Annotated in this window: 12 protein-coding genes; all 12 read left to right on the top strand. The window is 61.0% G+C overall.

Annotated features, from left to right (window positions below; translation table 11 throughout):
• The first annotated feature begins 5 nt into the window (after window positions 1-5).
• The 12 genes from ahcY (at window position 6) to PQR27_RS19605 (ending at window position 12,503) form a co-directional block, all read left to right on the top strand.
• Window positions 6-1,427: an adenosylhomocysteinase gene (ahcY, locus tag PQR27_RS19660; RefSeq protein WP_408525172.1), complete on the top strand. Its 1,422-nt coding sequence runs from the start codon at window positions 6-8 to the stop codon at window positions 1,425-1,427.
• 125 nt (window positions 1,428-1,552) lie between these two features.
• Window positions 1,553-1,906 carry a phage holin family protein gene (locus PQR27_RS19655; protein ID WP_408525171.1) on the top strand — a complete coding sequence of 118 codons (354 nt, stop codon included), beginning with the start codon at window positions 1,553-1,555 and terminating at the stop codon, window positions 1,904-1,906.
• An 11-nt stretch (window positions 1,907-1,917) separates the two neighbouring features.
• A complete protein-coding gene (gene metF, locus PQR27_RS19650) occupies window positions 1,918-2,748 on the top strand; it encodes a methylenetetrahydrofolate reductase [NAD(P)H] (protein ID WP_408525170.1) in 831 nt (276 codons plus the stop codon).
• A gap of 204 nt (window positions 2,749-2,952) precedes the next feature.
• The gene (locus tag PQR27_RS19645; protein WP_408525169.1) at window positions 2,953-4,596 is read left to right on the top strand and encodes an ABC transporter substrate-binding protein; all 1,644 of its coding nucleotides are present in this window, start codon (window positions 2,953-2,955) and stop codon (window positions 4,594-4,596) included.
• A 193-nt stretch (window positions 4,597-4,789) separates the two neighbouring features.
• Window positions 4,790-6,418 carry an ABC transporter substrate-binding protein gene (locus tag PQR27_RS19640; RefSeq protein ID WP_408525168.1) on the top strand — a complete coding sequence of 543 codons (1,629 nt, stop codon included), beginning with the start codon at window positions 4,790-4,792 and terminating at the stop codon, window positions 6,416-6,418.
• Window positions 6,419-6,550: 132 nt separating this feature from the next.
• Window positions 6,551-7,561: an ABC transporter permease subunit gene (locus PQR27_RS19635; protein WP_408525167.1), complete on the top strand. Its 1,011-nt coding sequence runs from the start codon at window positions 6,551-6,553 to the stop codon at window positions 7,559-7,561.
• 91 nt (window positions 7,562-7,652) lie between these two features.
• Window positions 7,653-8,570, top strand: a complete 918-nt coding sequence (locus tag PQR27_RS19630) for an ABC transporter permease subunit (RefSeq protein WP_408525166.1) — start codon at window positions 7,653-7,655, stop codon at window positions 8,568-8,570.
• A 1-nt stretch (window position 8,571) separates the two neighbouring features.
• Window positions 8,572-9,576, top strand: a complete 1,005-nt coding sequence (locus tag PQR27_RS19625; RefSeq protein WP_408525165.1) for an ABC transporter ATP-binding protein — start codon at window positions 8,572-8,574, stop codon at window positions 9,574-9,576.
• Complete coding sequence (locus PQR27_RS19620) at window positions 9,573-10,592, top strand: peptide ABC transporter ATP-binding protein (protein WP_408525164.1); 1,020 nt, start codon at window positions 9,573-9,575, stop codon at window positions 10,590-10,592. Before PQR27_RS19625 ends, PQR27_RS19620 begins: the two co-directional genes overlap by 4 nt.
• On the top strand, window positions 10,585-11,736 hold the full coding sequence (locus tag PQR27_RS19615) for a TraB/GumN family protein (RefSeq protein WP_408525163.1): 1,152 nt from the start codon (window positions 10,585-10,587) through the stop codon (window positions 11,734-11,736). The genes PQR27_RS19620 and PQR27_RS19615 overlap by 8 nt, the downstream gene beginning before the upstream one ends.
• 188 nt (window positions 11,737-11,924) lie before the next feature.
• A complete protein-coding gene (locus PQR27_RS19610; protein ID WP_408525162.1) occupies window positions 11,925-12,203 on the top strand; it encodes a BrnT family toxin in 279 nt (92 codons plus the stop codon).
• A 39-nt stretch (window positions 12,204-12,242) separates the two neighbouring features.
• On the top strand, window positions 12,243-12,503 hold the full coding sequence (locus PQR27_RS19605) for a BrnA antitoxin family protein (RefSeq protein WP_408525161.1): 261 nt from the start codon (window positions 12,243-12,245) through the stop codon (window positions 12,501-12,503).
• Window positions 12,504-12,563: the final 60 nt, after the last annotated feature.

Here is a 12,563-nt window from a genome sequence, read left to right as displayed (position 1 = left end):
GCGTGATGAACGCCGCAGTTATCGATTCGAACACCAAGCAAGATTTCCTCGTCGCCGATATGTCGCTTGCCGACTGGGGGCGCAAGGAACTGAACATCGCCGAGACCGAAATGCCCGGTCTCATGCAGACACGCGAAGAATACAAGACGGCGCAGCCGCTGAAAGGCGCGCGTATCGCGGGCTCGCTGCACATGACGATTCAAACCGGCGTGCTGATCGAAACGCTGACTGCACTCGGCGCTGACGTGCGCTGGGCCTCGTGCAATATTTTCTCGACCCAGGATCATGCCGCTGCTGCGATTGCGCAAGGCGGCACGCCGGTGTTCGCGTTCAAGGGCGAGTCGCTCGACGAATACTGGGAATTCTCGCACCGCATTTTCGAATGGCCGAACGGCGAATTCGCCAACATGATCCTCGACGACGGCGGCGACGCCACGTTGCTGCTGATCCTCGGCTCGAAGGCCGAGAAAGACCGCTCGGTCATCTCGAAGCCGGAAAACGAAGAAGAGGTCGCGCTGTACAAGTCGATCGCGCGTCATCTCGAAGCGGATCCGGTGTGGTACTCCACGCGTCTCGCGCACATCAAGGGTGTGACCGAAGAAACCACGACCGGCGTGCACCGTCTGTATCAGATGGAAAAGGAAGGCCGCCTGCCGTTCCCGGCGATCAACGTCAACGACTCGGTCACCAAGTCGAAGTTCGACAACCTGTATGGCTGCCGTGAATCGCTCGTCGACGGCATCAAGCGCGCGACCGACGTGATGATCGCGGGCAAGATCGCGGTGGTCGCCGGTTATGGCGACGTGGGCAAGGGCTGCGCGCAATCGCTGCGCGGTCTGGGCGCAACCGTGTGGGTCACGGAAATCGATCCGATCTGCGCATTGCAAGCCGCGATGGAAGGCTACCGCGTCGTGACGATGGAATACGCCGCGGACAAGGCCGACATCTTCGTCACGGCAACGGGCAACTTCCACGTGATCGGCCACGATCATATGGCGGCCATGCGCAACAACGCGATTGTCTGCAATATCGGTCACTTCGATTCGGAAATCGACGTTGCTTCGACGCGCCAGTACACGTGGGAAAACATCAAGCCGCAAGTCGATCACATCATTTTCCCCGACGGCAAGCGCGTGATCCTGCTGGCTGAAGGCCGCCTCGTGAACCTGGGTTGCGCGACGGGCCACCCGTCGTTCGTGATGTCGGCTTCGTTCACGAATCAGACGATCGCGCAGATCGAGCTGTTCGTTCACGGCGACAAGTACGAAAACAAGGTTTATGTGTTGCCGAAGCACCTTGATGAAAAGGTCGCGCGTCTGCATCTGGGTCGTATCGGCGCAGAACTGACGGTGCTGTCCGACTATCAGGCCAGCTACATCAGCGTTGACAAGAACGGCCCGTTCAAGCCGAATCACTACCGCTATTAAACGCGTGGGCAGTTCCAGGGCATGACAGTTTGACGACAGGGCGGCGCGTAGAGCGCCGCTTTGTTCGCCATGCCCGCCCCCGCCCCGTTTCGTTCACCGGACATCCTGCCCACAAGGAGCTCTACATGACCGTGCTGCTGACCTGGCTGATCAACGCGCTCGCGCTCCTGATCATCACCTACCTCATTCCGTCGATTCATATCCGCAGTTTCGGCACCGCATTGATCGTCGCGGTGGTGCTCGGGTTGATCAACACGATTCTGCGACCGGTGCTGATCCTGTTGACTCTGCCTGTCACGATCGTCACCCTCGGACTCTTCATTCTGGTGGTCAACGCGCTGTGCTTCTGGCTGTGCGCGTCGCTGCTGAAGGGCTTCGAAGTGTCGGGGTTCTGGTCGGCATTCTTCGGCTCGATTCTGTACAGCATCGTTTCGTGGCTCCTGTCCGCGCTCATTTTCGGCAACCGCAGTCTCGGTTGAAATACTGAACCATGAACCCGATCGAACTTTCATTCGAATTCTTCCCGCCGAAAACGCAGGAAGGTGTCGACAAGCTGCGCGCCACCCGCGCGCAGCTCGCCTCGCTCAAGCCCAAGTTCGTGTCCGTCACGTTCGGGGCCGGCGGCTCGACGCAGCAGGGCACGCTCGATACCGTCGTCGATATGGCGAAGGAAGGGCTCCAGGCGGCGCCGCACGTGTCGTGTATCGGCTCGTCGAAAGAGAGCCTGCGCGCGATCCTCAACGAGTACCGCGCGCATGGCATCCGCCATATCGTCGCGTTGCGCGGCGATCTGCCGTCCGGCATGGGCGAAGTCGGCGAACTGCGCTATGCATCGGAACTGGTGAGCTTCATTCGCGCCGAGTTCGGCGACTGGTTCTGGATCGAGGTGGCAGGCTACCCCGAGTACCACCCGCAGTCGCGCTCGCCGCGTCACGATCTGGAAAACTTCGCCAACAAGGTGAAGGCCGGCGCCAATTCGGCTATCACGCAATATTTCTTCAACGCGGACGCGTATTTCCGCTTCGTGGACGATACGCGGAAGCTGGGTGTCGATGTGCCGATCGTGCCGGGCATCATGCCGATCACGAACTTCTCGCAGCTGATGCGTTTCTCGGAGATGTGCGGGGCGGAAGTGCCGCGCTGGGTGGCGCGCAGGCTGGAAAGTTTCGGCGACGACCGCGAGTCGATTCGCGCGTTCGGGCTGGACGTGGTGGCGGACCTGTGCGGGCGGCTCATCGACGCAAAGGTGCCGGGCCTGCACTTCTACACGCTCAATGGCGCTGCGGCGACCAAGGCGATCTGTGAACGGCTGGGCGCCTGAAGCGCGTCTGAAGTCGGAAAGCGTTGTACAAAAACCGCGCGGCTCAAAAGGCTGCGCGGTTTTTTTCATGCGGCGCTGGCTGCTGCGTTGCAGCAAATTTGTGCAACGCGGACTTCCTTGCAGCGCGTAAGCCCCCATTGAACCCGATTTTTGTGCTGTCTATGATCAAAGCGCAGCTGACGTGGCTGCCGTGCGGAGAACATGATGACAGTATCCCGATTGCTGTTTGCAGTTCGCCATACCTGTCTGCCGGCTTTGAGCGCGTGCGCGCTTCTGGCTGCTGGCCTTTCGTCCACCGCTGCGGAGGCGGTCACGCTGCCCGACAAGACCCTCGTGTTCTGCTCCGAGGGCAGTCCGGCAGGCTTCGATACCGCGCAATACACGACCAGCGTCGAATTCAGCGCCGGCTCGTACACCGTCTACAACCGGCTGGTCGAGTTCGCGCATGGCAGCACCGATATCGAGCCGGGCCTCGCGGAGAAATGGGACGTATCGCAGGACGGCCTGCAATACACGTTCTATTTGCGCCATGGGGTGAAGTTCCAAACCACGTCGTTCTTCAAACCCACCCGCGAATTCAACGCGGACGACGTCATTCTCACCTATCAGCGAATGCTCGATCCGGAGCAGCCTTTCCGCAAGGCATACCCGGTGCCGTTCCCGTATTTCAGCGATCTCGGCCTCGCCAAGAATATTTCAAAGATCGAAAAGCTCGATCCGTACACGGTGCGTTTCACGCTGAAGGAAGTCGATGCACCTTTTTTGCAGCAGATCGCGATGCCGTTCGCGTCGATTCTGTCGGCTGAATATACCGATCAGTTGCTGAAGGCGGGTAAAGCGTCCGATATCAATCAATATCCGGTCGGCACCGGCCCATTCATTTTCCGCAGCTATACGAAGGACGACACGATTCGTTTCGACGGCAATCCGGATTACTGGAAGCCGGGCGTGGTCAAAGTGGGCAAGCTGATATTCGCGATTACCGTCGATCCGGCCGTGCGGCTGCAAAAGCTGAAACGCGGCGAATGCCAGGTCATGGCCTACCCGCGTCCCACCGATATTGCGGGGATCAAAACCGAGGCGTCGCTGGCGATGCCGAATCAGGTCGGCTTCAACCTCGGCTTCATTGCTTACAACACGACCAAGAAGCCGCTCGACAATGTGCTGGTGCGCCGCGCGCTCGATATGTCGATCAACAAGAAAGCGATTATCGAATCGGTGTATCAGGGTGCCGGCCAGGCGGCCACCAATCCCATGCCGCCGACGCAATGGGGCTACGACAAGAATCTGAAAGACGCCCCGTACGACCTCGACAAGGCGAAAGCGCTGCTCAAGCAGGCGGGCTATCCGGACGGCTTCGACCTGACGTTGTGGGCGATGCCGGTTCAGCGGCCCTACAACCCGAACGCGCGCCTGATGGCGGAAATGCTGCAAGCCGACTGGGCGAAGATCGGGGTCAAGGTGAACATCGCCACGTACGAATGGGGTGAGTACATTCGCCGCGGCCATTCCGGTGAGCACCAGGCGATGCTGATTGGCTGGACCGGCGACTATGGCGATCCTGACAACTGGCTTGGGGTTTTGCTCGGCTGCGACGCGGTCAATGGCAGCAATTTTTCAAAATGGTGCTACAAACCTTACGATGACCTGATCAGGAAAGGCCGCAGCACGACCGATCTGGCGGAGCGCACCAAGGCGTACACGGAAGCGCAGGAGATCTTTAAACAACAGGTTCCGTTCACGCCGATTGCCCATTCCACGGTCTATCAGCCGATCAGCAAAGACGTCACCGGGTTCAAGATCGACCCGTTCGGACCGACGCAATTCATGAATGTTGGCCTGAAATAAGCACAAGTGGGCTTTTTTCCAGGCTCGACCTTCAGCGCCGCACGCACCGGCCAGCGCCGGCGTGCGGCCGTCGCTCATGCCTGATTGAATTCCGATCGTCAACAGAGGGAATTTCCTCCGCTTGTTGGTGTTAGCCAAGCTCAAGTAAGATCGCGCTACGCCGGCGGGAGCCGGCCACGAACCTGGAGGAAACATGAAGCAAAACAATCTGTTGCGCGCCGCGCGTGTTACGACGCTCGTCGCAGCTGCAGCGGCATCGATGCTGGGCGCAAGTGTCGCGCGCGCTGAGATTCCGAATAAAACCCTGGTTTACTGCTCAGAAGGCAGTCCTGCGGGTTTCGATCCGGCCCAATACACCACGGGCACCGATTTCACGGCTAATACGTTCACGGTCTACAACCGTCTCGTCGAATTCGAACGCGGCGGCACCAAGGTCGAACCGGGCCTCGCCGAAAAGTGGGAAGTGTCCGCGGACGGCAAGACGTACACGTTCCATCTGCGTCATGGCGTGAAGTTCCAGACCACGTCGTTCTTCAAGCCGACGCGCGAATTCAATGCGGACGACGTCGTGTTCACGTTCCAGCGCATGCTGGACCCGAACTCGGCCTTTCATAAGGCTTACCCGGTCCAGTTCCCGTACTTCACGGACATGGGCCTCGACAAGCTGATCACCAGTGTTGAAAAGGTCGACCCGTACACGGTCAAGTTCACGCTGAAGGAAGTCAACGCACCCTTCATCCAGAATCTGGCAATGGAATACGCGTCGATCCTGTCGGGTGAATACGGCGACCAGCTGATGAAAGCCGGCAAGGCGGCCGACATCAACCAGTTGCCGGTCGGCACGGGTCCGTTCATCTTCCGCAGCTATACAAAGGACGCGACGATCCGCTTCGACGGCAATCCGGATTACTGGAAGCCGAACACGGTGAAGATCTCGAAGCTGATCTTCTCGATCACGCCGGACGCCGGCGTGCGCGTGCAGAAGATCAAGCGCGACGAATGCCAGGTGATGAGCTATCCGCGTCCGGCCGACATCGCGCCGCTGAAGGCTGAAGCGAACATCGCAATGCCGTCGCAGCCGGGCTTCAACCTCGGCTACCTCGCGTACAACGTGACGCACAAGCCGGTCGACAAGGTGGAAGTGCGTCAGGCGCTCGACATGGCGATCAACAAGAAGGCGATCATCGACTCGGTGTACCAGGGCGCGGGCCAGGCCGCCACGAATCCGATGCCGCCGACGCAATGGTCGTATGACAAGAACCTGAAGAGCGCATCGTTCGACACGGACAAGGCCAAGGCCCTGCTGGCGAAGGCAGGCTATCCGAACGGCTTCGACATCACGTTGTGGGCGATGCCGGTGCAACGCGCGTACAACCCGAACGCCCGCCTGATGGCGGAAATGATCCAGGCCGACTGGGCCAAGATCGGCGTGAAGGCGAAGATCGTCACGTACGAATGGGGTGAGTACATCAAGCGCGCTCACGCAGGCGAAGACGACACGATGCTGATCGGCTGGACCGGCGACAACGGCGATCCGGACAACTGGCTCGGCACGTTGCTGGGTTGCGAAGCGGTGAACGGCAACAACTTCTCGAAGTGGTGCTACAAGCCGTTCGACGACCTGATCCAGAAGGGTCGCGTCACGTCCGATCAGGGCGCGCGCACGACGGCTTACATGCAGGCGCAGCAGATCTTCGCGCAGCAACTGCCGTTCTCGGCGATTGCCCACTCGACGGTTTACCAGCCGGCGAGCAAGAAGGTGGTCGACATGCGCATTGAGCCGCTCGGCTACGCACGCTTTGATGGCGTCAGCGTCAAGTAAAAGTAATAGAGTAAAGCTTACGCAGTAGCTTTTCGTACCGTTAGAAAACTGGTCGAAATGGTCCGGCGGCCGGGGTCACAAGCCCTCGTCGCCGGTTGCGTTTTTTCTTCATCAAGACCATAGGGACGAACCATGTTCCGCTTCGTTTTGCGCCGCATCGGCATGGTGATACCGACGTTCATCGGCATCACGATCCTCGCGTTCGCGCTGATTCACCTGATTCCGGGCGACCCCATCGAAGTGATGATGGGCGAGCGCGGCGTCGATCCGGCAATGCATGCCGCCGCCATGCACCGGTTGGGGCTCGACGAGCCGCTGCCGATGCAATACATCCACTACATCGGCCGCGCGCTGCACGGTAATCTCGGCACCTCGATCATCACCAACACCAGTGTGATGGGCGAATTCCTCGCGCGTTTTCCCGCTACCGTTGAACTGTCGATCTGCGCCATGCTGTTTGCGCTGATCATCGGCCTGCCTGCGGGTGTCTTCGCCGCGCTCAGGCGCGGCACGGTGGTCGATCACGGCGTGATGGGCGCGGCCCTCACCGGTTACTCGATGCCGATCTTCTGGTGGGGCTTGATCCTCATCATGTTTTTTTCCGTCGACCTCGGCTGGACGCCGGTGTCCGGCCGCATTGCGGTCGAATACGACATCCCGCACGTGACCGGCTTCATGCTGATCGACGCGATGATGTCCACCGACGAAGGCGCGTTCAGATCCGCGCTGAGCCATCTGATCCTGCCGGCCATCGTGCTCGGCACGATTCCGCTGGCGGTGGTCGCGCGCATGACGCGTTCTTCCATGCTCGAAGTGCTGCGCGAAGATTACATTCGCACTGCACGCGCGAAGGGTTTGTCGCCTGGCCGCGTGATCGTCGTGCATGCGCTGCGTAACGCGCTGATTCCGGTGGTGACGGTGATCGGCTTGCAGGTCGGCACGCTGCTGGCCGGCGCCGTGCTGACCGAGACGCTGTTTTCGTGGCCGGGTATCGGCAAATGGCTGATCGACGCGATCGGCCGGCGCGACTATCCGGTGGTGCAGGGCGGTATCCTGATGATCGCTACGCTGGTGATCGTCGTGAACCTCGTCGTCGATCTGTTGTACGGCGTGCTGAATCCGCGCATTCGCCATACGAGGTGAAAATATGAACCCCCACGCTCTCTTACGTTCGCTGCCCCCCGAGGGGGCGCATGCCTCCCTTGAGGCGGCTCTGCGGGAGGCATGAACGACCATGGCAGACATTCAAAATACAGTCCCCACAGCGGTGACGCCGCCCAGCGGCCGCGCCATCGCCGCCCGTGAATTCTGGGCGAATTTCTCGCGTAACCGCGGCGCGGTTGGCGCCGGCATCATCGTGCTGGTGCTGGTCTTCATCGCCATCTTCGCGCCGTTGATCGCGCCGCATAGCCCGATCGAGCAGTACCGCGATTCGGTGAAGATTCCGCCCGCGTGGCTCGACGGCGGCAACTGGAAGTTCATTCTCGGCACCGACGAAGCGGGCCGCGACATCCTCTCGCGCCTGATGTACGGCGCGCGGCTGTCGTTCTGGATCGGCTTCGTGTCGGTGGTGCTCGCGCTGATTCCTGGCATCGTGCTCGGGCTGATCGCGGCATTCTTCGAGAAGTGGGCCGATACGCCGATCATGCGCATCATGGACGTGCTGCTCGCACTGCCGTCGCTGCTGCTGGCGGTCGCGGTGGTCGCGATCATCGGTCCGGGTCTCGTCAACACGATGCTGGCGATCGCGATCGTCGCGCTGCCCGGCTATGTGCGTCTGACGCGCGCTGCCGCCCAAGGCGAATTGCAGAAGGAATACGTCACGGCTTCCCGCGTCGCGGGCGCCGGCACGTTGCGCCTGATGTTCTCGCAAGTGCTGCCGAACTGCACCGCGCCGCTCATCGTGCAGGCCACGCTTGGCTTCTCGTCGGCGATTCTCGATGCGGCCGCGCTCGGCTTCCTCGGGCTCGGCGTGCAGCCGCCGTCGGCGGAGTGGGGCGCGATGCTGGCCTCGGCGCGCGATTACATCGACAGCGCCTGGTGGATCGTCACGATGCCGGGTCTTTCCATCCTGATCTCGGTGCTCGCGATCAATCTGCTCGGCGACGGGCTGCGCGACGCACTCGATCCCAAACTGAAACGGATGGCATGACATGACTAGCTTATTGACCATCCGCAATCTGGCGGTGAACTTCAACGGACTGCCCGCTGTCGATCGGATCAACCTCGATGTCGCGCCGGGCGAAGTGGTCGGCGTGGTCGGCGAATCGGGTTCGGGCAAGAGCGTGACGATGATGGCGCTGATGGGCCTGATCGATGCGCCCGGCAAAGTCACGGCAGATGAAATCACCTTCAATGGCAAGAGCCTGCTGAAGGCGTCGGCAAAGGAACGCCGCAAGATCATCGGCAAAGATATCGCCATGGTGTTCCAGGACGCGCTCACCAGTCTGAATCCGAGCTACACCGTCGGTTATCAGATCAAGGAAGTGCTGAAACTGCACGAAGGCCTGCGCGGCAGCGAACTGGATAAACGCGCCCTGGAGTTACTCGACCAGGTCGGTATTCCGGATGCAAAGAGCCGGATTACTTCGTTTCCGCACCAGATGTCGGGCGGGATGAACCAGCGCGTGATGATCGCAATGGCGATCGCCTGCAATCCGAAGCTGCTGATTGCCGACGAACCGACCACCGCGCTCGACGTGACCATCCAGGCGCAGATCATGGAGCTGCTGATCAAGCTGCAGAAGGAACGCGGCATGGCGCTCGTGCTGATCTCGCACGATCTGGCGGTGGTGTCCGAGGTCGCGCAGCGCGTGGCGGTCATGTACGCTGGCGAAGTGATCGAGACCAATCGTGTGCCGGACATCTTCGCCGCGCCGCATCATCCGTATACGGAAGCGTTGCTGGCTGCGATTCCCGAACACAATGTCGGCGCAGTGCGGCTTGCCGCGTTGCCGGGCATGGTGCCGGGACGCGACGACCGCCCGAAAGGGTGTCTGTTCGCACCACGCTGCAAATACGTAGTGGACGACTGCATGAAGGCGCGACCTGCACTGGCGCCGATGCAAGGTCATACCGAGGTGGCGCGCGTGCGCTGCATCAAACCCCTGAACCTGAGCGGCGACGCCAACATTCACACCCATGGAGGCGCACGATGAACGCAGTACTCGAAACGCGGCGCCAGTCGGACCATGCGGGCGAACATGTGCTGGTCGCCGACAAGCTGGCGCGCTACTACACGGTCAAGCGCGGCATGTTCGCGTCGGGCACGGTGAAGGCGCTCAACGGCGTGTCGTTCGCGCTCGAGCGCGGCAAGACGCTGGCGGTGGTCGGTGAATCCGGTTGCGGCAAGTCCACACTCGCTCGCCAATTGACGATGATCGAAGCGCCCAGCGCGGGCCGCCTGCTGATCGACGGTGAAGACGTGGCCGGCGCCGATCACGCGAGGATCGCGGCACTGCGGCGGCGCGTGCAGATGGTGTTTCAGAATCCCTTTGCCTCGCTGAATCCACGCAAGACCGTTGAGCAAACGCTCGGCGAGCCGCTCGCCATCAACACGCAACTCAGCACTGCCGAACGCGCCGAACGGATTGCGCAGATGATGCGTACCGTCGGCTTGCGGCCCGAGCACGCAAAGCGCTATCCGCATATGTTCTCCGGCGGGCAGCGCCAGCGTGTCGCGATTGCGCGCGCGATGATTCTCGATCCGCAGATCGTCGTCGCCGATGAACCGGTCTCCGCGCTCGACGTGTCGATCCAGGCGCAGATTCTCAATCTGTTCATGGATCTGCAGGAGCAGTTCAAGACCAGCTACGTGTTCATCTCGCACAATCTGTCGGTGGTCGAGCACATCGCCGATGACGTGATGGTGATGTATTTCGGCGGCGTGGCGGAGCTTGGCGACAAGAAGCGGATTTTCTCGAACCCGCGGCATCCCTACACACGCGCGCTGATGTCGGCGACGCCTTCGATTTTCGAGGCGGATCGCAGCATCAAGATCAAGCTGCAAGGCGAAATGCCGTCACCGTTGAATCCACCGTCGGGTTGCACATTCCATCAGCGCTGCCCGTATGTGATCGATCGGTGCCGTAGCGAAGAACCGAAGCTGCGTGAAGTGGATGGTCGTCAGGTGTCGTGTCACCGCGCCGAGGAGGTGGGGGACGTGGATGCCTGATGGGGTAGCGGCGCGTCGTCTTATGCGCCGCTCGCGTGATGGTGGCCGCCGTGTTGCTTTCGCGCGGCGCTGGCGAGCGCGTGCACTGGCGAGTGCCGCGCTCCTTGGCGTTTGTTCTGTCTTTCATCTGGGCGCAGGGCCGATCGGCCTCGCCCATGCCGCTGGGGCGGCTGCCAATACACCGTCTCAGGCAGGGCGTCCGGCGTTGCCGGTGCCCAATATGCCGGCACCGCCGCGTGCTGCCTTACCAGGCTTCAATCCGCCGCCCGCTACGCCGGGCACTACGGCGAGCGGTCCGGTGCGGCTGCAGCCGGCGCGCATGCCGTTCTATGTCGCGACACGCGGCACGACGACCATCTACGTGCTCGGCACCTTGCATGTCGGCGACCCTGCCGACTACCCGGTCAAGCAACCCTTCCGGGCGCCGATTCTCGGGGCGCTGGCAGCGTCGCCGACGCTCGCACTCGAACTCTCACCCGACGAACTGCTGGTCTCGCAAGACGACGTGTCGAAGTACGGCGTATGCCGCCGCGACTGTCTGCCGGGGCTATTACCCGACGCGTTGTGGCGCAAGCTCGCGTTCCGCTTGCGTGGCAATCCTGCCGCGCTGGAAGAAATCAAGAAGATGCGGCCGTGGCTGGCGTCGTTGGTGGTCGAAACCTACGATTCGCTGAGTGCCGGTTTGCAGACCGAGTACGGCACGGAAGCGCAACTGCAGAACGTGTATATCAGGACGCGCGGCAAGATCGTCGGACTCGAGACCTTGTCGCAACAGATGCGCGCGTTCACCGGACTCACGCTGGCCCAGCAGCGCGAAATGCTCGCGCAGGATCTGGTGCAGACGCCCGCGGAAAATGTCGACGACGTACGGACTTTGCATCGCCTGTGGAGAGTCGGCGATGCCGATGCCATTGCGGCCTGGCAAGCGGCGAAATCGGAAATGCTGGCGCGCGACAAGCGCATCTCAGATCAGATCGACAACAAGATCGTGTACGAGCGCAACCGGCGTTTCGTGTCGCGGATGCTGCTGATTGCGGGGCCGAACAAGCCAGTATTCGTCGCGATCGGCGCGTTGCATCTGGGTGGACGCAAAGGCGTGCTGCAGCTGTTGCGGCAGCACGGGTTTGTGGTCGATGCGAGCTGAAAACGGCGCACCCAAGGTCGCTCTCGTGACAGGGGCCTTAGCACGCGTAGGCCGCCTGGCCAGGATAGGAACCGGGATTTGACCCATTGGTCCGATGGTGGCGTGTGCAGCAAACTGCTCGCGGCACACGGGCCATAGCTGCGCTTTGTATGCTATGCTGTATGTACAGACGTCAATACAGGTGGTGCGTGCGTTTTGAATGGGATGAAGTTAAAAATCAGCTCAACATCCGTAAGCATGGCATCGACTTCAATGATGCGATCGACGTGTTCAACCATCCGGTACTTACGGCGCTGGATCAGCGGGAAGACTACGGTGAGGACAGATGGGTCGCACTGGGCTGGATGGCTGCGATCGTCGGCGTGGTGGTGTATGTCGAGCGCAATACGGATGCGATCCGCGTTATCTCGGCCCGCAAGGCGACGAAACACGAGGTCAAACGCTACAAGCACAGCGTCTGGAATTGACGGGGGCAACGGCAATTGGCAGAAACGAGCAGAGGCGAAATGATGGGTAAAGCAACGGGAACCGACTGGAAGCGACTAGCAAAGACGGACGACACCCAGATCGACACGAGCGACGTACCAGAATTGGGTGACGAATTTTTCGAACGTGCCGAATTGCACGTTCCGCCCAAACAGGCCGTGACGATGCGTCTCGATGTCGACGTGCTGAACTGGTTCAAGGAGCAAGGGCAGGGCTATCAGACGCGCATCAACAAGTTGCTGCGGGCGTACATGCTGGCGCAGCAGCGTCGACGCCCTTAGGTAGAACAAAGGCGGCGCCACTGCCGTCTGTGCCGAATGCCGGGAGAACGCTGCGCGGAA

Source organism: Paraburkholderia fungorum (assembly GCF_046027215.1).
GTDB lineage: Bacteria > Pseudomonadota > Gammaproteobacteria > Burkholderiales > Burkholderiaceae > Paraburkholderia > Paraburkholderia fungorum_D.
Note: the sequence above shows the minus strand (reverse complement) of the source record. Positions and strands in the feature narration are given on the sequence as shown.

Excerpts from the sequence above, each read along its gene's own strand:
- PQR27_RS19655 (WP_408525171.1), top strand. The coding sequence starts at position 1,553 with ATGACCGTGCTGCTGACCTGGCTGATCAACGCGCTCGCGCTCCTGATC.
- ahcY (WP_408525172.1), top strand. The coding sequence starts at position 6 with ATGAACGCCGCAGTTATCGATTCGAACACCAAGCAAGATTTCCTCGTC.
- PQR27_RS19625 (WP_408525165.1), top strand. The coding sequence starts at position 8,572 with ATGACTAGCTTATTGACCATCCGCAATCTGGCGGTGAACTTCAACGGA.
- PQR27_RS19605 (WP_408525161.1), top strand. The coding sequence starts at position 12,243 with ATGATGGGTAAAGCAACGGGAACCGACTGGAAGCGACTAGCAAAGACG.
- PQR27_RS19615 (WP_408525163.1), top strand. The coding sequence starts at position 10,585 with ATGCCTGATGGGGTAGCGGCGCGTCGTCTTATGCGCCGCTCGCGTGAT.
- PQR27_RS19640 (WP_408525168.1), top strand. The coding sequence starts at position 4,790 with ATGAAGCAAAACAATCTGTTGCGCGCCGCGCGTGTTACGACGCTCGTC.
- PQR27_RS19620 (WP_408525164.1), top strand. The coding sequence starts at position 9,573 with ATGAACGCAGTACTCGAAACGCGGCGCCAGTCGGACCATGCGGGCGAA.
- metF (WP_408525170.1), top strand. The coding sequence starts at position 1,918 with ATGAACCCGATCGAACTTTCATTCGAATTCTTCCCGCCGAAAACGCAG.
- PQR27_RS19630 (WP_408525166.1), top strand. The coding sequence starts at position 7,653 with ATGGCAGACATTCAAAATACAGTCCCCACAGCGGTGACGCCGCCCAGC.
- PQR27_RS19645 (WP_408525169.1), top strand. The coding sequence starts at position 2,953 with ATGACAGTATCCCGATTGCTGTTTGCAGTTCGCCATACCTGTCTGCCG.
- PQR27_RS19635 (WP_408525167.1), top strand. The coding sequence starts at position 6,551 with ATGTTCCGCTTCGTTTTGCGCCGCATCGGCATGGTGATACCGACGTTC.